Annotated in this window: 21 protein-coding genes and 2 pseudogenes; 13 read left to right on the plus strand and 10 right to left on the minus strand. The window is 56.3% G+C overall.

The window, feature by feature from the left end:
* Positions 1-20: 20 nt before the first annotated feature.
* From RGW60_RS14680 to RGW60_RS14705, 6 genes are read left to right on the plus strand one after another with little or no spacing between them, the layout of a single operon-like run.
* A complete protein-coding gene (locus RGW60_RS14680; RefSeq protein WP_322205287.1) occupies positions 21-746 on the plus strand; it encodes an RDD family protein in 726 nt (241 codons plus the stop codon).
* Entirely contained in the window at positions 743-1723 is a 981-nt protein-coding gene (locus tag RGW60_RS14685; protein ID WP_322205288.1) for a stage II sporulation protein M, read from the plus strand. The genes RGW60_RS14680 and RGW60_RS14685 overlap by 4 nt, the downstream gene beginning before the upstream one ends.
* Entirely contained in the window at positions 1710-3302 is a 1593-nt protein-coding gene (locus RGW60_RS14690; RefSeq protein ID WP_322205289.1) for a DUF4129 domain-containing protein, read from the plus strand. Before RGW60_RS14685 ends, RGW60_RS14690 begins: the two co-directional genes overlap by 14 nt.
* Positions 3299-4507 (plus strand): DUF4350 domain-containing protein, encoded by a 1209-nt coding sequence (locus RGW60_RS14695; protein ID WP_322205290.1) that lies wholly within the window; start codon positions 3299-3301, stop codon positions 4505-4507. Before RGW60_RS14690 ends, RGW60_RS14695 begins: the two co-directional genes overlap by 4 nt.
* Positions 4504-5529, plus strand: a complete 1026-nt coding sequence (locus RGW60_RS14700) for a MoxR family ATPase (protein ID WP_322205291.1) — start codon at positions 4504-4506, stop codon at positions 5527-5529. The genes RGW60_RS14695 and RGW60_RS14700 overlap by 4 nt, the downstream gene beginning before the upstream one ends.
* A complete protein-coding gene (locus RGW60_RS14705; protein WP_322205292.1) occupies positions 5526-7004 on the plus strand; it encodes a DUF58 domain-containing protein in 1479 nt (492 codons plus the stop codon). The genes RGW60_RS14700 and RGW60_RS14705 overlap by 4 nt, the downstream gene beginning before the upstream one ends.
* Here RGW60_RS14705 and RGW60_RS14710 read toward each other — a convergent pair.
* Positions 6899-7258: a PilZ domain-containing protein gene (locus RGW60_RS14710; protein ID WP_322205293.1), complete on the minus strand. Its 360-nt coding sequence runs from the start codon at positions 7256-7258 to the stop codon at positions 6899-6901. The two genes, RGW60_RS14705 and RGW60_RS14710, sit on opposite strands and share 106 nt — an antisense overlap.
* A gap of 304 nt (positions 7259-7562) precedes the next feature.
* Positions 7563-7937 (minus strand): tetratricopeptide repeat protein, encoded by a 375-nt coding sequence (locus RGW60_RS14715; RefSeq protein ID WP_322205294.1) that lies wholly within the window; start codon positions 7935-7937, stop codon positions 7563-7565.
* 157 nt (positions 7938-8094) lie between these two features.
* On the opposite strand from RGW60_RS14715, the gene pyk reads away from it, so the two are divergent.
* On the plus strand, positions 8095-9546 hold the full coding sequence (gene pyk / locus RGW60_RS14720; protein WP_322205295.1) for a pyruvate kinase: 1452 nt from the start codon (positions 8095-8097) through the stop codon (positions 9544-9546).
* A gap of 154 nt (positions 9547-9700) precedes the next feature.
* Here the strand turns inward: pyk and RGW60_RS14725 are convergent, their stop codons facing one another.
* Together RGW60_RS14725 and RGW60_RS14730 are read right to left on the minus strand one after the other, a co-directional pair.
* Entirely contained in the window at positions 9701-10639 is a 939-nt protein-coding gene (locus tag RGW60_RS14725; RefSeq protein ID WP_322205296.1) for an iron-sulfur-binding ferredoxin reductase, read from the minus strand.
* Positions 10632-11738 (minus strand): GGDEF domain-containing protein, encoded by a 1107-nt coding sequence (locus tag RGW60_RS14730; RefSeq protein ID WP_322206924.1) that lies wholly within the window; start codon positions 11736-11738, stop codon positions 10632-10634. The genes RGW60_RS14725 and RGW60_RS14730 overlap by 8 nt, the downstream gene beginning before the upstream one ends.
* A 474-nt stretch (positions 11739-12212) precedes the next feature.
* On the opposite strand from RGW60_RS14730, the gene RGW60_RS14735 reads away from it, so the two are divergent.
* Positions 12213-13733 (plus strand): fumarate hydratase, encoded by a 1521-nt coding sequence (locus RGW60_RS14735; RefSeq protein WP_322205297.1) that lies wholly within the window; start codon positions 12213-12215, stop codon positions 13731-13733.
* Between the two features lie 71 nt (positions 13734-13804).
* Here the strand turns inward: RGW60_RS14735 and RGW60_RS14740 are convergent.
* The 5 genes and pseudogenes from RGW60_RS14740 to RGW60_RS14760 all read right to left on the minus strand — a co-directional run.
* Positions 13805-14038: pseudogene (locus tag RGW60_RS14740) on the minus strand (ribbon-helix-helix domain-containing protein); the annotation flags it as partial.
* A gap of 2 nt (positions 14039-14040) precedes the next feature.
* Positions 14041-14466: pseudogene (locus tag RGW60_RS14745) on the minus strand (DJ-1/PfpI family protein); the annotation flags it as partial.
* An 11-nt stretch (positions 14467-14477) separates the two neighbouring features.
* On the minus strand, positions 14478-15635 hold the full coding sequence (locus RGW60_RS14750) for a phosphatidylserine/phosphatidylglycerophosphate/cardiolipin synthase family protein (RefSeq protein WP_322205298.1): 1158 nt from the start codon (positions 15633-15635) through the stop codon (positions 14478-14480).
* 109 nt (positions 15636-15744) lie between these two features.
* A complete protein-coding gene (locus RGW60_RS14755) occupies positions 15745-16074 on the minus strand; it encodes an amidase (RefSeq protein WP_322205299.1) in 330 nt (109 codons plus the stop codon).
* The gene (locus tag RGW60_RS14760; protein WP_322205300.1) at positions 16071-17165 is read right to left on the minus strand and encodes a serine hydrolase; all 1095 of its coding nucleotides are present in this window, start codon (positions 17163-17165) and stop codon (positions 16071-16073) included. Before RGW60_RS14760 ends, RGW60_RS14755 begins: the two co-directional genes overlap by 4 nt.
* A 357-nt stretch (positions 17166-17522) precedes the next feature.
* Between RGW60_RS14760 and olsB the strand changes: the two genes are divergently transcribed.
* Both olsB and RGW60_RS14770 read left to right on the plus strand, forming a co-directional pair.
* A complete protein-coding gene (gene olsB, locus RGW60_RS14765) occupies positions 17523-18278 on the plus strand; it encodes an L-ornithine N(alpha)-acyltransferase (RefSeq protein ID WP_322205301.1) in 756 nt (251 codons plus the stop codon).
* On the plus strand, positions 18278-19072 hold the full coding sequence (locus RGW60_RS14770) for a lysophospholipid acyltransferase family protein (RefSeq protein ID WP_322205302.1): 795 nt from the start codon (positions 18278-18280) through the stop codon (positions 19070-19072). The genes olsB and RGW60_RS14770 overlap by 1 nt, the downstream gene beginning before the upstream one ends.
* Here RGW60_RS14770 and RGW60_RS14775 read toward each other — a convergent pair.
* Positions 19036-19629 (minus strand): ACP phosphodiesterase, encoded by a 594-nt coding sequence (locus RGW60_RS14775; RefSeq protein ID WP_322205303.1) that lies wholly within the window; start codon positions 19627-19629, stop codon positions 19036-19038. The two genes, RGW60_RS14770 and RGW60_RS14775, sit on opposite strands and share 37 nt — an antisense overlap.
* A gap of 161 nt (positions 19630-19790) precedes the next feature.
* On the opposite strand from RGW60_RS14775, the gene RGW60_RS14780 reads away from it, so the two are divergent.
* From RGW60_RS14780 to RGW60_RS14790, 3 genes are read left to right on the plus strand one after another with little or no spacing between them, the layout of a single operon-like run.
* Positions 19791-20093 carry a helix-turn-helix transcriptional regulator gene (locus tag RGW60_RS14780; protein WP_322205304.1) on the plus strand — a complete coding sequence of 101 codons (303 nt, stop codon included), beginning with the start codon at positions 19791-19793 and terminating at the stop codon, positions 20091-20093.
* 28 nt (positions 20094-20121) lie between these two features.
* On the plus strand, positions 20122-21288 hold the full coding sequence (locus tag RGW60_RS14785) for an MFS transporter (protein ID WP_322205305.1): 1167 nt from the start codon (positions 20122-20124) through the stop codon (positions 21286-21288).
* A 9-nt stretch (positions 21289-21297) separates the two neighbouring features.
* Positions 21298-22347 (plus strand): alkene reductase, encoded by a 1050-nt coding sequence (locus RGW60_RS14790; protein WP_322205306.1) that lies wholly within the window; start codon positions 21298-21300, stop codon positions 22345-22347.
* The last annotated feature ends 306 nt before the right edge of the window (positions 22348-22653 follow it).

The raw sequence follows: 22653 nt of genomic DNA on the forward strand, positions 1-22653 counted from the left end.
TAAGAAAGCACGCTCTGAAAATGCCCTACCTGCCCGCCTCGCCAAGGATTGCAGCGTCAACAAAGCCGTTGGATACGCGCGCGCAAATTGAAACCCCGGAAGGCTTTGATTTGCTCTTGCGCCCTGCGGGGCTGGTGCCACGTTCGCTTGCATTCGGCATTGATCTGCTGATTCGTATATTTGTAATCGGCGGGCTGTTCCTGTTTTTCAGTCTATTCAGTACGTTCGGCAAGGGCTTGAGCATGCTTGTACTGTTTGTTGGAAACTGGTGGTATATGGTGCTATTCGAGGTTTTAAATCAAGGACGAACCCCCGGAAAGCAGCTCATGGGCCTTCGCGTCGTCCACGACGACGGTACACCCATCGGTTGGGCGTCCTCCTTAACTCGCAACCTGCTGCGTTTCGTCGACATGCTGCCATTCGGCTACGGCCTCGGCGCCGTCTGTAGCCTGCAACACTCTCAGTTCAAACGCTTGGGCGATCTGGCCGCGGGGTCATTTGTGATTTATCGCGACGCACCCATCCGGGACCCGGTTTTACCCAATGCGGTTGCGCAGACGGCACCTTTATTCCTGAAATTGGAGGAGCAGCGAGCTTTATTGGAGTTCGCTGAGCGTCAAGCCCAACTGTCTTGCGAACGCATCCAGGAACTGGCGGAGATTGTTGCGTCACCCTTGCAGATTCCTGCGGATCAAGCGGTTGCCCAGCTAAATGGCATCGCTCGCGGTTTGCTGGGGTCACCATGAAGCAGAATCAATTTGAAACTCGCTACCGACCGGACTGGCAACGCTTTGCTGATCTGCTGGCGACACTTGAACGCGGCAAACCCGACAGCAGCGCCTGTGCCAGATTCGCCAGCGACTATCGACGCCTCTGTCAACAACTGGCCTTGGCCCACGAGCGTAATTACAGCAGCTACCTGATTGATTTTTTGCAACAACTGGCGACGCGCGGCCATCAACAGTTTTATCGTCACCGCAGTCAACTTGGTCCGCAAATTCTGAGTTTCATCCTCGCGGGATTCCCTCGATTAGTGCGAGAACAATGGCGCTTCGTGCTGGCCGCGAGTGCGTTGTTTTTTGGCAGCCTGATTGCCATGGGCCTATTGGTGTATTTTTTTCCCGATCTGGTGTACAGCGTCGTCAGTCCTGAACAACTGACAGATATGGAAAGCATGTACGACCCCACAGCCCGCCGCCTCGGTGAAGCAGCAATACGCGGTTCCAGTGAAGACTGGATGATGTTCACTTACTACATCATGAACAACATCGGCATCGCATTTCAGACCTTTGCCTCGGGATTGTTGTTTTGTCTGGGCAGCGTGTTCTTTTTGCTATTCAACGGGCTGATGATAGGTGCGGTGGCCGGCCATCTCACCGGCATCGGTTTTGGGCAAACATTTTGGTCGTTCGCTATTGGCCATGGTGCGTTTGAGTTAAGCGCAATCGCGTTGGCCGGGGCTGCCGGGCTGAAACTGGGCTGGGCGCTTCTGGCGCCGGGCGCTTTGACCCGCAGCGAGGCGTTGCGTATGGCGGCAAAAACCAGCGTGCGGCTGATGTGCGGTGCGATGCTTTTTTTTCTGATCGCCGCCTTTGTCGAAGCCTATTGGTCATCCTTGAGCAGCTTTCAGCCCCTGACTAAATACCTGATCGGCGCCGTGCTATGGACAGTGGTCGCGACCTATCTGGTATTCGCCGGTCGGAGTCGTCATGCGCCTAACTGATGCCAGCGTTGCGATCCGCCCACGTAACTCATGGGAAGCCATTGATCTAGGGGTGCTCTTGGCGCGCAAACACCGCCTGTTGCTGATGAGTAGCTGGGCCATCGTTACGCTGCCTATATTTGCCCTGCTCAGTCTAGTGTTTTGGGATTATCCAGCATTGGCGATCTTGTCGTTTTGGTGGCTCAAACCGATCTTCGAGCGCTTGCCTTTATTTATTGTGTCTCAAGCGCTATTTGGCTCGACGCCTAGTCTTGAACAAGCATTGAAAGGTTGGCTACGACTTTTAAAACCGCAATGGTTTGCCAGCTTGACCTGGCGGCGGCTAAGCATGAGTCGCAGTTTCAAATTGCCCGTGCTGCAACTGGAGGGCTTATCCGGCCTGGCACGCCAGCAGCGCATAAGCGTTCTCAGCCGTCGCAGTCTTCGCGCCGCACGCTGGTTGACATCCATCGGAAGCACGCTGGAAACGACGTTGTGGTTAGGTTTGATGGTTGTCTTTTATTTATTGATCCCACAACAGATTCGCCTGGATTGGAGCTGGGGCAGTTTGATCGGCGTTGAAGAAAATTGGGTATGGCTTGAACATCCGAGCAATGCGCTTTATGCATTGGTGCTGGTTTTTTGGGAGCCTATTTATGTGGTCTGTGGTTTTACGCTGTACCTGAACCGCCGCACCGAATTGGAAGCCTGGGACATTGAATTGGTCCTGCGGCGTTTACGCCAACGCCTGATCGGCAGCGCTTACGTCTTGTTGATCGGCGTGGGTCTGGTGTTCTCAGCGGGCGCGCCTTCTGCCTGGGCGGACGAACAGAGTTACAGTTGCCCACTGCCACCGTCGGACGATAGGGCCCCGAACCAAACGGTCGCCGGACCCGACAGCCCGCGACTGACTCATCAAATGCTAACCAGCAGCGCCGCACGCGACAGCATCAAGGCGCAATTGGCCCAGCCCCCGTTCAAGAATCCGGTAACCATCAACGGCTGGCGCTTGATCAAAGCCCCGTCGTCGGCTGAGAAGCCAGTGTTGCCCAGCCAGTGGTTGTTACGTCTGATAAATTGGGCCGAGCAAGCATCAAGACTGTTTGCCCATGCGGTTCAAGTGCTGCTCTGGACAGCGGCTATGGTCGTGGTCAGCGTGTTGCTTTGGCGTTATCGGACCTGGTTCCGCACTCTTGTGCCCCGCCAAGCCGTCCGACCGATTCAACGCGTTAAAGCGCAACAGCTTTTTGGTTTGCAAGTTAACGCTGATAGCCTGCCAGATGATGTGGCGGCCGCCGCGGAACGCTTGTGGCCAGACCAACCCCGCGAAGCACTGGGGCTGCTGTATCGAGCGCTGCTCAGCCGTTTATTGATCGACTATCACCTCCCCCTGAAAAACGCCGACACCGAAGGCGAAGTTTTACAACAGGTCGCGCATCTCAACTTGAGCCGACTCAACGAATTCAGCCTGACCCTGACCGCTCACTGGCAAAATCTCGCTTACGGGCACCAGGTGCCTGATGTGCTTTTACAACACGAGTTATGCGAAGGGTGGCGCCAACTGTTCGGGCGCCGATCCGGGAGTGAGAAGCGTCGATGACCAAGCGCAAAATGTGGGTTATCGGGCTACTGGCGCTTGCCATAATTGCGCTAGCCGGGCGCTATTTTTTCTCGCATTTTGAGCGCTATAGCGAGGTCATCGATCACGGTCCATCTCCGGCAGCCCGCGCTAACCCTTATCTGGCTGCCGAACAGTTTTTGCGACAACGCTTGGTGCCTGTCAACGTGACCCACGTCATTTCAAATTTGCCTGACGCTCGTTCGGATCAGCGCACACTGCTGTTGCTTGCCAGCCGGGAAAACATGACGCCTCGACAGGTTGACCAGCTGCTGAACTGGACCAAATCAGGCGGTCATCTGCTATTCATCGCCGAACAATTGTGGGATGAGCACAAAGGCCGTAGCGGCGACTTGCTGTTGGACCGTGTGCAGGTTCATCAGGTCCTCAGCGCCAATCTCCAAGCGCCGGACCACAGAAACAGCAATCCATTGAAACCTTCCAGCGACTTATTGCTTGCCTCGCCCCCGCCTTCCGAATCACCTCAATTGACCAAGCTTTATTTAGAAAACGAGAGCGATCCGGCATATTTCAGTTTCGACACTCGCTTTCACCTGGAAGACCCGAAGGACCACGCACAGACTTGGGCCAACAGCGATGGGTCGACGCACATGATGCAACTGGTTTACGGCGACGGTTTGATCACTGTATTGACCGACAGCGACCTCTGGAAAAATAACGCTATCGACCATTTTGACAACGCTTGGCTGCTCTGGTACCTGACACAGCACAGCGCGGTGACGATGCTTTTGCAGGTAGAACACGGTGATCTATTCAGCCTGCTGTTGCGCTACTTCCCGCAGGCGATCATAACATTGGCGCTGATGACCGGGCTGCTGCTGTGGCATATAGGTATGCGCCACGGCCCACTACAAGCACCTGAGTCAAGGGCGCGTCGGCAGTTGGTTGAGCATCTGCGGGCCAGTGCCGACTTCCTCCTTCGGAGCGGGGGCCAATACGTCCTGCTGAGTGGATTGCAACAGGACATATTGCGTCGTGCCCGACAACGGCATCCTGGGTTCGAACGCCTGAGTGTCGCCGATCAATGGCAGGTGCTTGCACGATTGACACAACAACCGACCAGCGCTATCGGTCAAGCCTTGCGCCCACGGCCCAATAAACGGCTGTCCGCTACCGAATTCACCCGCCAGGTTGCCCACCTGCAGACACTCAGGAATGCCTTATGAGCGAACAATCAACGGACCCGAAAAGCAGCGCCGAACCCCCGGTTGCCGCGAGTAATCAGGCTCAACAACGCCAACGTGCCAGCCACTTGGCCCAGGCACTTCGTTACGAATTACAACAGGTCGTGATCGGCCAGGTTGCGGTGATAGACGACGTATTGACTGCATTGATCGCGGGCGGTCATGTTTTGATCGAGGGCGTCCCGGGGCTAGGCAAAACCTTACTAGTGCGCGCCCTCGCCCGTTGCTTCGGCGGCGACTTCGCGCGCATTCAGTTCACTCCAGACCTGATGCCCAGCGACGTCACCGGCCACGCCGTATACGACATCCAAACTGAACAATTTAAACTGCGCAAAGGCCCCCTATTTACCAACTTGCTGCTGGCCGACGAGATCAACCGCGCGCCGGCGAAAACCCAGGCCGCCTTGCTCGAAGCCATGCAGGAACGTCAGGTCACCCTCGAAGGTCGTGCGTTACCCATAGCTCAACCGTTTATGGTGCTCGCTACCCAAAACCCCATCGAACAAGAAGGGACCTATCCGCTGCCTGAGGCTGAACTCGACCGCTTCATGCTCAAATTGCGCATGGATTACCCGGAGGCGGCCGAAGAACTGAACATGGTTCGCCAAGTAACTCGCTCAACCAAAGCTGACATGCTGGAGGTGCACCCTGCGCGCACTCTGTTGCAAGCCAAAGATGTCTTGATACTGCAACGCATTGCGAGTGAGTTGCCAATCGATGAACAGGTGCTGGACTACGCCGTGCGCCTGGTGCGTACCACCCGCAGTTGGCCAGGATTGGCCCTCGGTGCCGGACCACGTGCGTCCATTGCGTTAGTTCGTGGCGGGCGAGCCCGAGCATTGTTGCGTGGTGGCGAATTCGTAATCCCGGATGACATCAAAAGCTGCGCATTGGCGGTGTTACGCCACCGCGTATGGCTACTGCCGGAACTGGATATCGAGGGCCTGTCCGTGGACCAAGTACTCAAGCAAATGCTTGATCAGGTTCCGGCTCCGCGCCTGTGAAACAGACACTAAAACCTTCTCGCCTGCAGCTGTTTTGGCTGGGCGGATTGACCGGGCTAGCAGTGCTCATTGGTACGCTGACCGCTGTGGGGGTCGACCTGCCAGCCAGCATTTCGTCGATTTTTGGGGGATTGCTTTGCGCCATGATGGTAATCAGCTTGATTGATGCCCTTAAACTTTTGCGAGTACCCTCGCCGCGCTTACAGCGCCGATTGCCAGGCAGTTTAGCGTTAGGACGTTGGAGCGATGTGCGGATCAATATCGAACATGATTATTCGCAACCGATGACCCTGCATGTGTTTGATCATGTACCCGAAGGCTTGAACTTCGAAAATCTGCCACAGCAGATTGCGCTGCGACCCAGAGAATACAGCGAATTAAACTACCGGCTGCGGCTCCTGAATCGAGGGCGTTTTGACTTCAAACGCTGCGAAATACAGCTGCCCAGTGCGCTGCGCTTATGGATGACACGCCGCTACGTACCACTCACCGACACAAGCCGCGTCTACCCCGACTTTGCACGCATTTACGGGGGCCAGTTATTGGCATTAGATAACTGGCTGAGCCAACGGGGGGTGCATCAACGCCAACGCCGCGGTTTGGGTCTGGAGTTTCATCAACTGCGTGAGTTTCGCGAAGGCGACAGCTTGCGTCAGATTGACTGGAAAGCTACGGCTCGCCAACGCACACCCATCGCCCGCGAATATCAGGACGACCGTGACCAAAACATTATTTTCATGCTCGACTGCGGCCGACGCATGCGCAGTCAGGATGGTGATCTGGCGCATTTTGACCATGCGCTGAATGCTTGCTTGCTGCTTAGTTACATCGCCTTACGCCAAGGCGACGCTGTAGGTCTTTCAACCTTTGCTGCCGCGCAACAGCGCTACCTGGCACCAGCCAAAGGCACCAACCAACTGAATCGTTTACTTAACAGTGTTTACGATTTGAAAAGCACTCAACGGGCCGCTGACTACAGCGTCGCTGTTCGTCAACTAGTCGGCCGGCAAAAACGTCGTGCGCTGGTGATTCTGGTTACTAACCTGCTTGACGAAGACGATGAACAGTTGCTTGGCGCCGTCAAACAGCTAAGCCAGCACCACAGGGTGTTGGTCGCCAGCCTGCGCGAAGAGTTGCTCGACAGTGTGCGCCAAACCCCTATCCACACGCTGCAAGACGCTTTGGCTTACTGCGGCACCGTTGATGTTCTCAACGCCCGCGTCACTTTGCACGAACGATTGATCGCCCATGGCATACCAGTAGTGGATGCGCGCCCCGCAGAACTCGGGGCGCAATTGATTAGCAAGTACCTGGGCTGGAAAAAGCTGGCACGCTCTAGCTCAATGCCAGCGCGCAAACCATTATGCAATCAAGCCGAAGCGTTTTCAGAATGGAAACTAAAGTACTGCTGCAAGGCCAAGACCAAATACATGTACTCGACGGGTAAGGCCCGTAATGAAAACCCGGAGTCGTAATTACCTGGTGTTTCATCTTCCTGACACCAAAGACAACCTGCAGTCAGATCAATAAGTCTGAGCGCGCCTTCGCTGCCCGGGATCTTCAACTGCAGCTCGAAATCAGCGCCGACCAAAATTGGCAAATTGCTGATTAACATCAAGCCGTGCTCAGAAACGTTGCCTAAATAGCCCATCGGCCTGTCCGTGTACCGATTGAAAATCTGCAGATAGCACGGCAACTGGTGACGCTCGATGCGTCGTTCGATTAGCATGTCTGACGGTCGCCATGAATAACCATTAAGCATGGTTGCGCTAGTGCGATGTGATTTCGCGTGGGGCGTGTAGCATCGTCGCTACCCATGCAAAACCTCCCTCTTCATTCCCCAGCGCCTTCCAACTCCGCCATCGCTCCACCTGTGCGGAATGTATATTGAAAAGCTTGTTCGCGTGGGAACTGCGCCGCTCCATGGCCAACTGTGCGCTTGACGGCAGTGTCTTAACTCCCTGACCTTAATCCTAGCTCAAGGCCGACACCCAGCCACTCAAAAGGGTGACCGTCCATCCAATTGGGTGCAATTAAAGTGCGGAAGGGGTCGTTTGACCAGATTCCCCCTGATGAAAATGCCCAAGCTGCTGCAAAGTATCCAGTCGTGCATGTGCTCGGAATGCATATTCGCTGCTCGGGTATTCGGAAATGATGAACTGATAAGTCTGCGCGGCATCGACATACAGCTTCTGACGCTCCAAGCATTGGCCGCGTAACATCGAAACTTCAGGCTGAATGTAACGACGGGTGCGGCTTTCGCGCTCAACCTGAGACAACTCAATCATCACGCTATCGCAATTCCCGCTAGCATACGAGCGGTAAGCACTATTGAGGTGCTCGTCCATGGACCAGCGGGTACAGCCGACGACACTCGCCATCAACGCAAAAACGATTAAAGTTCGCATGGGTCTCTCCTGTGCTCTGCAGTGTATCGACCCTACCGGGATTTTCTTCAGGTTGTTTTTTGCCCTGTATTCCGGTTTGCAGGTAGTGCAAAGGAACAATGACTACAGACCAAGACAGTAGTAGCCTCACGCTGCGCTTCAACTAAGGAGACTGTGCATGACCGTTCGTCGCACCAAAATCGTCGCCACCCTTGGCCCGGCCAGTAATTCGCCGGAAGTCCTCGAACAATTGATCCTGTCAGGTCTGGACGTTGCCCGCCTGAACTTCTCCCACGGCACGCCCGACGAGCACAAAGCTCGCGCCCTTCTGGTTCGGTCGATTGCCGCCAAGCATGGTCGTTTCGTCGCACTGCTGGGTGACTTGCAAGGCCCCAAGATCCGTATCGCCAAATTCGCCAACAAGAAGATCGAGCTGAAAGTCGGTGATTTGTTCACCTTCTCCACCACTCACCCTCTCAATGAAGGCACCCAAGAAATCGTTGGCATCGACTACCCGGATCTGGTCAAAGACTGCGGCGTTGGCGATGAGTTGCTGCTGGACGATGGCCGCGTGGTCATGCGTGTCGACAGCACTACCGTCGATGCCTTGCATTGCACCGTGCTGATCGGTGGACCGCTCTCCGACCATAAGGGTATCAACCGTCGCGGCGGTGGTCTGACCGCGCCCGCTTTGACTGAAAAAGACAAAGTCGACATCAAGCTCGCTGCGGAAATGGAGCTGGATTACCTGGCCGTTTCATTCCCACGCGACGCTGCCGATATGGAATACGCGCGAAAGCTGCGTGACGAATCAGGCGGAACTGCTTGGTTGGTCGCGAAGATTGAACGCGCTGAAGCCGTGGCCGACGATAAAACCCTTGATGCCCTGATTAAAGCCAGTGACGCGGTGATGGTTGCTCGCGGCGACCTCGGCGTCGAGATCGGAGACGCAGAACTGGTGGGCGTTCAGAAACGCATCATCTTGCACGCACGTCGCCACAACAAAGCGGTGATAGTGGCAACGCAGATGATGGAGTCAATGATCAATAACCCGATGCCGACTCGCGCCGAAGTATCTGACGTAGCAAACGCCGTGTTGGACTACACCGATGCAGTAATGCTTTCAGCCGAAAGCGCTGCCGGTTCTTACCCAATCGAGGCGGTCCAGGCGATGGCGCGGATTTGCGTCGGCGCTGAAAAGCACCCGACCGGCAAATCCTCCAGCCATCGCATTGGTACCACCTTCGAGCGTTGCGACGAGAGCATCGCGCTGGCCGCCATGTACACGGCGAACCACTTCCCCGGTGTAAAAGCGATCATCGCCCTAACCGAAAGCGGTTACACCCCGCTGATCATGTCGCGAATTCGTTCCTCGGTGCCGATCTACGCGTTTTCCCCCCACCGAGAAACCCAAGCTCGGGCGGCTATGTTCCGTGGCGTCTATACCGTACCGTTTGACCCGGGGGCGCTTGAGCCCGGCAAAGTCAGCCAATCGGCAGTGGACGAGCTGCTTAAACGCGGATTGGTCGAAAAAGGCGACTGGGTCATTTTGACCAAAGGTGACAGCTATCACACCATCGGCGGCACCAACGGCATGAAGATTCTGCACGTGGGCGATCCCATGGTCTAAGACTGTCTCGGCGGAGTAAGAAAACCCCTACTCTCGCGAGTTGGGGTTTTTTTGTGGGAACTTAAGGGGTAAGTCAGGTAGACCGATACGGGGAGTTTGGCAACTCCCCTGCCACAGATTTATCAGACGCAGCCCATTACCTTGAAACCGAACTTCACACGCGACTGAGAAACACATCCGCCAACAGCTGACTGCGGGGTAATCCCACCATATACAGACGCTTGGCGAAGTGCTCGACGCTGATAGCCGAACCACACAGCAACGCCATGGTTTGCCGCGATACGACTTGCAATGCGGCCAACGCGGCGGGCAGTTCATCTGCCGTAATCAGCTGAACCTGCACCTGCGGATGGCCCGCAGCGAGCTCCATCAACGGACCGGCCAGATAATGTCCGCTGGCATCATGGGCTAAATGAATGACCCGAATTGCGCCCTGATGCTCCTGACGCAGAGCCTCGCGCAGCACGCCCCAAATCGGCCCCAGTCCGGTGCCTGCTGCCAGCAACCATAACGGACGGCTTTGCCAGTCAGGGTCGTATTGCAGCGCGCCTGCGCGCAACTCACCCAAGCGCATCGGATCGCCTGCTTGCAACTGACGCGCCGCGTCACTAAAAGCCCCAGGTTGACGGCAGTCCAGGTGGAACTCCAGATATCGGTCCTCTTCCGGAAGACTCGCCAACGAATAGGGACGTGCGACACCGTTGGGCGCCCACAACACCAGGTGCTGTCCGGCGCGATAACGCAAGGGACGCTCGGGAATCAGGCGTAAACGCAAAACGGCCGGGCTGAGCCAGACACTGCTGTCGACCTTGGCAGGCAGACCATCACGCAGTGGATCAAAGACTTCCACGGTCAGGTTTTCAACAACCGTGCATTGACACGCCAATCGCCACCCCTGTTGTCGCTTACCCACCTCCAGCGCATCGGGCATAGCGTCAGCGGGCTCACCCCTTAAACATCGCACCAGACATGCGTGGCAACGGCCCGCACGGCAACTGTAGGGGACCGCAACGCCGGCGCTGTTGAGTGCATCCAACAGATTGCTGGCCACCGCCACCGGCCATTTACGATCGCCGACACATAATTCAGGCATCCTGACTTTCCCAAGCTGCGGCACAGCGATTTCGCCCACTGCGTTTGGCGCGGTACAGCGCCTGATCAGCACGCTGCAAGGCTTCATCAAGATTATCGCCCATGTCCAATAACGTCATCCCCACCGAAAGGCTCAAATCCGGGATTACCATCCCGACCAACTCTACTCGGGAGAAGGCTTCGCGTAGTCGTTCGCAACAATGCGTGAGGTGTTCGGATGTGCATTGCGGGATCAGGAGCACGAACTCTTCTCCGCCGTAGCGAGCCAGGACGTCCCCCTCACGCAGACACGCATTGGCTACGGTCGCGAACGCCTGCAGCACCTGATCGCCAGCGGCATGTCCGTGGGCGTCATTGATACGCTTGAAGTGATCCAGATCGATCAAAGCCAGCCCATGGGAAAATGACGTGTCCATAGAGTCGAGTTCACGCGAAGCCATGCGTAAAAAGTGGCGACGGTTAAACAGGCCGGTCAGTTCGTCAGTCGCCACCAAGCCTTCAAGCTGGCGCATCATCCCGCGCAACGTATCTTGATGCGCCTGAAGCGCGAAACGGCGTTGACGCATACGATGCTGGGAAGATTGGACGTAGCGGGCATACAAACTCAGCCAAAACAGTACGACGAACAGCGTTAGAACCTGTAACGCAGCCAGCCCGGGATCGGGCAATAGCTGGTGGAATGCTTCCCATAGATTGAGCCCAGCGAAGCTCAAAAAAACGAATGCCACACAACGCACGAATGCTCTTGGCTGTAGATGAAACAAGCCAAACAGCATGATGAGCACGTACATAACGAGAAAGGTTCCCCGCGCACTGTGCAAGTGGGCCTGCAAATAGGTTTGCCATCCCAGCGCCAACATCACCTGAAGTTCGGTCAAACTAGGGTCGCGAAAACGCAAATTGTAGCCGCGCTGGAATACCAGCCACAACACCGCCTGACTGAGGATAACCAAACCCGTACTCACTGAGGCCTCGCTCAGTGGCGCTTGGTAATAGTCGGTAAGAATGGCCACCCACGCGAGTATCAACACCAACATGTACGTGCCGGCGGCTAAGGAAAATCGCTTTATTAACAAATTTTGTAGGGCTTTCTCGGTCACTCGTTGACTCACCGTGCTCAAAGGAATTCCTTTCCGTTCCGGCATAAACCACCTGGGCGGCTATTTCCGTAAGCCGCTTGCGGCCCATTGCGATGACATTCGAAGACTGCAGGTTTGCGGACCATTGCTTGCTGCGATTCCTTGCAGCGCGAATCTGGACGACATGCAGAGATGACCAACCGCGCTAGCGGCCACTTGCCACTTTAGTATTCTCACTCAAAAATGACTATTCAATTTTCCACTTGGGAAATACAAAGTATCTCTTGCCACGCAAAAAGGGTGCCGGTACGCAGGCAGACTTTGGTTTGTGTCCAATCGGATGTGTGCGCAGCGGAGCCGCGTTATACTGCCGCGCCTTTTTTGCGTCGGCGTTGTGGGCCGGCGCGCTTATTAAAAGATGTTTTTCAGCAGCGCTCGGCAGTACTGTTGAACGCAGCTTATTAATGTTCCCGTCCTATCAGAGGAGCGTGCCACATGACCGTGATCAAGCAAGACGATCTGATTCAGAGCGTCGCCGACGCCCTACAGTTCATTTCCTACTACCATCCGGTAGATTTCATTCAAGCCATGCATCAAGCCTGGCTGCGCGAGGAGTCCCCTGCTGCACGCGACGCCATGGCCCAGATCTTGATCAACTCGCGCATGTGCGCGACGGGGCATCGTCCGATCTGCCAAGACACCGGGATCGTTACCGTCTTCGTTCGCGTAGGCATGGATGTGCAATGGACTGGCGCTACCATGAGCCTGGACGACATGATCAACGAAGGCGTACGTCGCGCTTACAACCTTCCGGAAAATGTTCTGCGTGCATCGATTCTGGCCGACCCGGCTGGCGCTCGTAAAAATACCAAGGACAACACTCCGGCGGTCATTCACTACTCCATCGTTCCCGGCAACACCGTGGAAGTGGACGTAGCGGCTAAAGGTGGTGGTTCGGAAAACAAATCGAAGATGGCGATGCTCAACCCGTCCGACTCGATTGTCGATTGGGTGCTCAAGACCGTTCCCACCATGGGCGCTGGCTGGTGCCCGCCGGGCATGCTTGGCATCGGCATTGGCGGTACAGCGGAAAAAGCCGCAGTCATGGCCAAGCAAGTGCTGATGGACCCTATAGATATTCACGAGCTGAAGTTGCGGGGGCCCTCGAGCCGCATCGAAGAGCTGCGACTGGAACTGTTTGAAAAGGTCAACCAACTCGGCATAGGCGCTCAGGGCCTTGGCGGCCTGACCACCGTACTCGACGTGAAGATCATGGATTATCCGACCCACGCCGCTTCCCTGCCGGTGTGCATCATCCCGAACTGCGCCGCCACCCGCCATACCCACTTCGTGCTAGACGGCAGTGGTCCGGCATCGCAAGAAGCGCCACCGCTGGACGCTTATCCGGAGATTGTCTGGGAAGCAGGCCCGTCGGCGCGCCGGGTCAACCTTGATACGCTGACGCCTGAAGATGTGCAAAGCTGGAAGCCGGGCGAAACCCTGCTGCTCAACGGCAAGATGCTCACCGGACGCGACGCGGCACATAAACGCATGGTCGAAATGCTAGACCGTGGCGAAACTCTGCCGGTAGACCTCAAGGGTCGTTTCATCTATTACGTCGGTCCGGTCGATCCGGTGCGCGATGAAGTGGTTGGACCCGCCGGCCCGACCACTGCCACGCGGATGGACAAGTTCACTCGGCAAATCCTCGAACAAACCGGTTTGCTGGGCATGATCGGCAAATCCGAGCGCGGCCCTACCGCGATCGAAGCGATCAAGGATCATAAAGCGGTGTATTTGATGGTCGTCGGCGGCGCGGCGTATTTGGTCGCTCAGGCAATCAAGAAATCCCGCGTACTGGCCTTCCCTGAGATGGGCATGGAAGCAATCTACGAGTTCGACGTAACGGACATGCCAGCCACCGTCGCCGTGGACACCAAAGGCGAGTCGGTACACAACACCGGTCCTGCGATTTGGCAGAAGAAGATCAGTGAGAGTTTAGCGGTCGAGATTTAATACCGCTGTGCAGCCAAAAAAACCCGATCTTGGAGGATCGGGTTTTTTATGACTTGATGATCATCCGTCGCTCATTTCGTCGCCGACCGCACCACACTCAACTCCGGCGCCGCCACCCGCCGCTGACTCAAATACCGCGTGCAGCTAACCCGCAGAAATGAAGCAAAATTGACCACTTCGCCGTTGAAGCCCATGACCTCTTCGTACAGTTTGGTGATCAATTGGTTAGTGGTCATGCTGTCGTTGCGGGCGATTTCGGCGAGGATGTCCCAGAACTGATTCTCCAGGCGCAACGTCGTCACTACTGCGCTTGGGTCACGGCGATGTCGATAAATGTGCCGCCGGCCAAGCGCATTTCTGGCGCACACGCAGGATAAGCACTGCACTCACGGCCTTCCAATACACCGGCAGCTGCCAATAATTGCGCACCGTGGCAGACCGATGCGATGGGCTTATCGGCTTTGTCGAATTCGCGTACCCATCCCAGTATGGTTTCGTTCAAGCGAAGGTATTCTGGCGCGCGGCCACCGGGTACCAAGAGCGCGTCATAGTCTTCAACCTTGACCTGAGCAAAGTCGAAGTTAAGGCTAAAGTTATGACCCGGCTTTTCGCTGTACGTCTGATCGCCTTCAAAATCGTGAATCGCAGTGCGCACCGTCTGCCCGCTGGCCTTGCCCGGACAAACTGCATGGACGATGTGCCCGACCATTTGCAGCGCCTGAAACGGCACCATTACTTCAAGGATCAGTTTCGTCGGTCCAGAACATTGACCACCAAGCGGTCGATCCAGCCCCAAATCCGCTGCTGCACTCGCCGCAGTAAGGGCCGTGATTGCCAGTCTTTGAGACTGACTTCGGTACTGAGGGCAAAGTCATTCTGGAAGCTGGAGGCCACTGCCACGACGAGCGTTTGATCGATGGCCTCAAGGTTAGCTTCAAGATTAAAGCGTAAGTTCCAGTGATCAAAGTTGCATGAACCAATGCTCACCCAATCATCGATCAGCACCATTTTCAGGTGCAAAAAGCACGGTTGGTATTCGAAGATTTTCACTCCGGACTTGAGCAGGCGCGGGTAATAACGATGACCGGCATATCGCACGGAGGGATGATCGGTACGCGGTCCAGTCAGCAGCAGGCGCACGTCAACGCCGCGCGCAGCAGCTCTGCGCAATGCCCGGCGTACTTTCCAAGTGGGCAGAAAGTATGGGGTCGCCAACCAGATGCGGCGTTTGCCACTACTCAAAGCACGCACCAATGATTGCAGGATGTCGCGGTGCTGCCGGGCGTCGGCATAAGCGACGCGGCCCATGCCTTCGCCCGTCAACGGCACACTGGGTAATCGAGGCAGACCGAAAATATGCGCCGGTCGCCATGCAGTGGGGCGTTCGTTGGCATGGAACTGCCGGTCGAACATCGCCTGCCAGTCGACGACCATCGGCCCGGTAATTTCAACCATGACTTCGTGCCAGTCGCTGGTGTCACGCTCAGGATGCCAAAACTCATCGGTAACGCCAGTACCGCCAACCATAGCCAGTTGTCTATCCACCAACAGCATCTTTCGATGGTCCCGGTAAAGATTGCGCAAACCCCGACGCCAATGCATGCGGTTATAAAACCGCAGAATCACGCCCGCATTAGTGAGACGTTTACGCAAGTTTAAAGTGAAGGCCTGCGCTCCAAAGCTATCGAACAGACAGCGCACGATCACCCCCCGCTGCGAGGCAAGCACCAATACCTGAACCACCGCATCAGCACAACTTCCAGCCTCCACCAGGTACAGTTCCAGTTCGACCTGCTCCTGCGCCTGCTCAATGGCGGCGATCATGCGCGGAAAAAATGCGGGACCGTCGATCAACAGATTGAAGTGGTTACCGGCGCGCCATGGAAAAATCGCTCCCCTCATGCAGGCACACAGAACGGGGTCAGCAACAGGCGAATTATGTTGAGCATGCAGGCTACCTAGGCGCGGTTGGCGCCAACCTTAACTGGCTGTAATAGGAGGTTGCAAACTTCTACGGTAATAACTGACAACCCTGACGTAAGCCTTTCCAAACTGCGCTACTGCTGCGACCCATACCAGCGGAGGTCACACGTTTTTGTACAGGGTCATCGGACAGAGTGCTGGGCACCCACTGCTTTACGTAATTTGCGCAAAAGTCGGCTGGGTTGCCCTCTACATAGCGGCACGAACAGTATTCCTTAGCTGTGTAGGCGCTGATGATGCTCGGGAATGCCTGCAACGCAGTTCGGTATTGCCATACGAAAACGACCATCAGCAGCGCCGCCAAGAGCAGCGCACTGCTAAACGGTCTACGTCGGACGAACGGCTTGCGATTGCTCATCGGGCACCCTCCCCCGAGAACGCCGCCAGCACTCGCTTTAGCAACTGATCATGACGGTAACTGCCGTCGCGATCATCGGCGTAACGCACGATGACCAGATTGGCACTGGGGACGACATACATCGCCTGACCCCAGTGGCCAAGCGCGGCAAACGCGTCCTGCGGCGCGTCAGGCCAAGGACGGTTGGCGGCATCAGACTCCCTGGCGGGCAAACGATTCAACCACCACTGCGCGCCAGGCACTTCATTGACTGCGGCTGTTTGCAGATGAGCAAATGGCGCCAAGCTGAATTCAACCCACGCCTTAGGCAATAACTGTTTATCGCCCCAGCGACCGCCGCGCTGCATCAGTAGACCGATGCGCGCCAAGTCCCGCGCAGTCATGTAGGCGTAGGACGAACCAACGAACGTGCCGCTGCGGTCGGTTTCCCACACCGCGCTGTGAATGCCCAGCGGCTCAAACAACGCGGTCCAGGGATAATTTGGATAAGCCTGTTCACCGACCATCGTTTTCAATGCGGCAGACAATACGTTGCTGTCACCGCTGGAGTAGCGGTAAGTTGTCCCCGGCTTACTCGCAACGCCGTGTGCCGCTGTAAACGTCGCCATATCCGCGCGCCCTCGGGTGTAAAGCATGGCGACCACCGACGAGTTTAGGGGGGCGTACTCATAGTCTTCCTGCCAATCCAGTCCCGAGGCCCAGTGCAGCAGATCCTCCAACCGAACGGCGGAATGCGTTTTGAACGGCGGATAGAATTTTGCCACCAGGTCAGTCCACTGAAAACGCCCCTCGGCAAACGCCACGCCCAGTACACAGGCCATCACGCTCTTGCTGACCGACCACGTCAGGTGCGGCGTGTCGGCGGTGGTGACGCCCGCATAACGCTCGTAGACCAGTTGCCCATCTTGAATCACCAACAAGGCGTCGGTGCGGATACCTTTGCGGGTAACGTCATCACGCAGAGGAAAAGCGTAATCGTCGAGTGCTTGCAACGCCGGACTTGGCATAGCGGGGGCAACTGACCAGCGCTCACCCGGCCAGTTTTGCCCAGATGCCTGGGTAGCAACAAGCCACAGGATGAGAGTTAGCATGCACGGTGATTTCATCGAAAGTCCTCTAGCGGGTGGCCGCATAACCGTAGCAACGAATTGTTTCCATCAAGCGGGCGGCTATTGGGGTCAACCGTGTGACCCCTTTCGCAATGAATTCTCTTCTAACGAGTCAGCCCTCCTCTGTAGCTATCTCGTTGGCCAGTCGGTGTACCCAAGAGCAGCCCCGCCAACCTGCTAGTGCCTCCCTGAATTTGGCCTGCATGGCTTTGAGTCGCTGTCATACAAGCATCACCAAAGCTTAATGGTGATGACATCGTGCCTCCCTAGCCTTGACCTGTACCCCAATGCGATAGAACACCACCGGCCGCATTCCTGGCTGGCTTACGGAGACGCCGCATGACTCAGATTGCCCGTACTCGCGACACCCGCGTCGAACGCCGCCTTCAGGCAGAACGTTTGATCGGCGCGCAGGCGCTGCAGGAAGCCCAGGCTTTGCGCTACAGCGTCTTCAGTGGTGAGTTCAACGCCAAACTTAAAGGCGCTGAACTTGGCCTGGATATCGACGAATACGACGAGCATTGCTCGCACATTGGCGTTCGCGACCTGTCCAACGGGCGCCTCGTGGCGACCACCCGGTTATTGGATCACACCGCAGCTACCTCGCTGGGCAATTACTACAGCGAAGAAGAGTTCAGCCTGCATGGATTAAGTCATCTGCAAGGACCAATTCTAGAATTGGGCCGCACCTGCGTCGATCCGGCTTATCGCAACGGCGGCACCATCGCTGTGTTGTGGAGTGAGTTGGCGGAAATTTTGAACGAAGGCAGCTATAGCTACTTAATGGGTTGTGCCAGTATTCCGATGCAAGACGGGGGCATTCAAGCGCACGCGATCATGCAACGCTTGCGCGAGCGATACCTGTGCAATGAACACCTGCGTGCCGAACCAAAAAAGCCGCTGCCGACCTTGGACCTGCCTAATAATGTCATCTGTGAGATGCCACCCCTGCTCAAGGCCTATATGCGCCTGGGTGCAAAAATTTGCGGCGAGCCCTGCTGGGACGAAGACTTCCAAGTCGCCGACGTATTTATCCTGCTAAAGCGCGACGATCTTTGCCCACGTTATGCTCGCCACTTTAAGGCTGCCATGTGATGAGCCGGGTTCGCGGTTATGCCCGAGTGATTAGAGTGTTGTGGGTGCTCGCCTTAGGGCTGACGATTGCAAGCGTTTTTGGCATTCTCGAACGCTTGGGCATCGGCGACTCAATGGCACGGCGACAGCGCTGGTCACGCTGGTTTATGGCACGACTGAGCGCAGCGTTGCCATTTCGCGTGACAGTCAGCGGCGAGTTGCCAAAAGAGCCAATGCTATGGGTCAGCAACCATGTGTCGTGGACCGATATCCCTCTTCTTGGCATGCTCGCACCGCTGTCGTTCCTGTCAAAAGCTGAAGTTCGTAACTGGCCCGTCGCAGGTTGGTTGGCGCTCAAAGCCGGCACCCTGTTTATACGTCGAGGATCAGGCGATAGCCGTTTGGTTCTGGGAAAAATGACCGAGCATTTGCAAGGCAAGGATGCACTGATGATCTTTCCAGAAGGCACCACCACAGACGGTCGTAGCCTGCGCACCTTCCATGGGAGGATGCTGGCCAGCGCCATCGACGCAGGTGTTCCTTTGCAGCCGGTGGCAATTCGTTATCTGCGTGACGGAAAGACTTGCCCCATCGCACCATTTATTGGCGATGACGATTTGCTCTCACACTTACGCCGCTTATTCGCCAACGAGCAGGGTGAGGTCCACATCCAGTTGCTAGCACCTATCGCCAGCCAACAGCAAGAACGCGCCGCCTTGGCGTTCCAAGCGCAACAAGCCGTGCAGCGGGCGCTGTTTGGCGACATTACCAAGCCCGATCAGGTGAAAGAAACGCGCTCGGCCAAAGCCGCCTGAGCAAAATCCTGTAGCAGAGGATAAAATTCAGCGAAATCTGCGCTCAAGGGCCGGTACAGCGCCTGCAATTCTTGGAGAGCGCCGGCCAGCCCTTCAGGCCGCGACAGACGCCGGGAAATACCATTAAGCACTGGCCCCAATACCTCAAACTCCCGATATGACCCCAGCCAATCCTGCGCCTCCATGTGCGGCGCAATCAGTGCCAAACGTTCCGGCAATGCGGACTCGGCCGCTAACACGCGGTATACCCGCCGGGTGAACTTATCCAGCGGCTGCGCCGCGTAGAGCGCCCAATCCCGGGCCAGGCAATGATCGAAAAACACATCGAGCACGATGCCCGCGTAGCGGCGTCGCGCAACGGGAAAGCGTGATATCGCCTCTTTGACCAAAGGATGGCTGTCGGTGAAGGTATCAATGCTGCGGTGTAACTGAATGGCAGCTTCCAGTTCAGGGGTGAAGCGGCCCGGCAGCGGTCCTTTGACGAAATCGCCATACAGGCTGCCGAGCAATTGCGCCGGGCGTTCGCCGCCCAAATGAAGGTGTGCAAGGTAGTTCATAAGGTGGAGCTTACGCCTAATCAACCCAAGGTCTATATCGATATAACCCGATATACCGGTTTTGTAGATGCTTAGTCGATCTGTGTATTTGTATATCGCGAAATACAGATATATAGTTCGGTCCATCGCGATACAGCGTTATCCCACGATCTGAGAACGACATGCCTATCGACCTCGACGAAATAATAAAAGCCTTGGCCCACCCTGTGCGGCGCGAAATTCTCGTGTGGCTCAAAGATTCGGCGCACTTTTTTCCTGCCCAGGAACACTCGCTAGAACATGGTGTGTGTGCAGGGCAAATAGACCAACGTGCCGGACTTTCCCAATCAACGATTTCTGCACATTTGGCGACCTTGCAACGTGCGGGGCTGATCACCACCAAAAAGGTCGGCCAGTGGCATTTTTTCAGGCGCAACGACGAAACTATCCAAGCGTTCCTCGAAGCTTTAAGCAAACAGCTCTGACTTTTTAAATTCTCCAAGGAGACGCTTCGTGCCCCTTTCGCTGCTTATGCTAGCCCTGAGCGCTTTCGCCATCGGCACCACCGAATTTGTGATTATGGGACTGTTGCCCGAGGTCGCAGCAGATTTGGGTGTTTCAATTCCCGGTGCTGGCTGGCTGGTCACCGGATACGCCTTAGGCGTCGCCATCGGCGCCCCATTCATGGCCATTGTGACCGCAAAACTTCCACGCAAAGCCGCACTGGTGGCATTGATGGTGATCTTCATCATCGGCAACTTGCTGTGTGCTTTGGCCAGTGACTACAACGTGCTTATGTTTGCCCGAATCGTCACGGCACTTTGCCACGGCGCGTTCTTCGGGATTGGTTCGGTCGTCGCTGCCAACTTGGTTGCACCTAACCGTCGGGCTTCGGCTGTCGCGATGATGTTTACCGGCCTGACCTTGGCAAACGTGTTGGGCGTACCACTAGGAACAGCGCTGGGTCAGTACGCTGGTTGGCGCTCGACCTTCTTCGCAGTGACCGTAATCGGTGTAATTTCACTGATTGGCCTGCTCCGTTTTTTACCGGCCAAACACGATGAAGAAAAGCTCGACATGCGGGCCGAACTGGCCGCCCTTAACGGTGCCGGGGTCTGGTTATCGCTGAGCATGACCGTAATGTTTTCCGCCTCGGTATTTGCACTGTTTACCTACATGGCGCCACTGCTGGGTGAAGTCACTGGTGTTACACCGCACGGCGTGACCTGGACATTACTGCTGATCGGCCTGGGCTTGACCCTCGGGAATGTCATTGGCGGCAAGCTTGCAGATCGCAATATGCCCCGCACGTTGATTGGCGTGTTCATTACCCTGGCAGTGGTCTCCACTGTACTGACGTGGACCAGCGCCTCCTTGATCCCGACTGAAATCACCTTGTTCATCTGGGCCACCGCCGGATTCGCGGCCGTCCCCGCGCTGCAAATCAACGTGATGACCTTCGGCGCAGCCGCACCGAATTTGATTTCGACCCTGAATATCGGCGCCTTCAACGTCGGTAACGCACTGGGCGCCTGGATCGGCGGCAGCGTGATCGCCCACGGCTTGGGCTTAAACAGCGTACCGCTAGCCGCCGCAGCGCTGGCCGTGATGGCACTGCTATTGACCTTTCTTACGTTCCGCCAATCGGTTAACCCCGACGTGGCAACCGCTACCCACTGAGGATTCATCATGACGACCATTTTTGACCCGATCACTTTGGGCGACCTGCAATTGCCAAACCGCATCATCATGGCGCCATTGACCCGCTGCCGTGCCGACGAAGGTCGGGTTCCTAACGCCTTAATGGCTGAGTACTACGTTCAACGTGCCTCGGCTGGCCTGATCATCAGCGAAGCGACCGCGGTCACCCCAATGGGCGTCGGGTATCCGGATACGCCTGGCATTTGGTCCGACGCTCAAGTCCGCGGCTGGAGCAACATCACTAAAGCCGTGCATGCGGCGGGTGGCCGTATCGTGCTGCAACTGTGGCACGTAGGCCGTATCTCCCACACTTCGTACCTCAACGGCGATGCACCGGTTGCACCAAGCGCCATCGCCGCAGCCGGCCACGTCAGCCTGGTTCGTCCGCTGGCCGATTACCCAATTCCTCGTGCGCTGGAATCTGCTGAGATCGCCGATGTGGTCGATGCTTACCGTCAAGGCGCAGAAAACGCCAAGGCTGCCGGTTTCGACGGCGTTGAAATCCATGGCGCTAACGGTTACCTGCTTGACCAATTCCTGCAAAGCGGCACCAACCAACGCACTGACGAATACGGTGGCTCCGTGGAAAATCGTGCGCGTCTGATGCTGGAAGTAACCGATGCAGTGGTTGAAGTCTGGGGCGCGGGTCGTGTGGGCATGCACTTGTCACCGCGGGCTGACATTCATGACATGGGCGATGAAAACCTTTCCGAGACCTTCACCTACGTGGCTCGCGAACTGGGCAAACGCGGTATCGCATTTATCTGCTCCCGGGAAAAAGAAGCCGGCGACAGCCTCGGCCCGCAATTGAAAAAAGCCTTCGGTGGCAACTACATTGCCAACGAAAGCTTCACCAAAGACAGCGCCAATGCGTGGCTGTCCAGCGGCAAGGCTGATGCTGTCGCGTTCGGCGTGCCGTACATCGCCAACCCGGACCTGTTCGAGCGCCTGCAACAAGACGCACCACTGAACGCGCCGGTTCCAGCCACCTTCTACGCCAAAGGCCCAGTCGGCTACATCGACTACCCGCGCCTGTAAGGCCTTCGTGCTACATCAAAAGCCCTGCAAATGCAGGGCTTTTATTGACAACTGTCCCGTCAAGGCCCTCGCCTTTGGCTCCTGTATCGGCAGTATATTGCCCGGACGTTTGCTGATTTGCTCAGGGCACACGCGCCCCGAGCATGCGCCCACAGCTAGCTATGCTCAACGCAAAGGCCAGCGCGGCCTGACGGGAAAACCTACTAGACCAGTTCGATACCGTTCGCTTGATAAGTCATCCGATGTAGAGACGATTTGATTAGGCGCGGCGATGCCAAAGTGCATCAGCATTTGGCGGGATTGTAT

The sequence above is a fragment of the Pseudomonas sp. AB6 genome (assembly GCF_034314105.1).
Lineage (GTDB): Bacteria > Pseudomonadota > Gammaproteobacteria > Pseudomonadales > Pseudomonadaceae > Aquipseudomonas.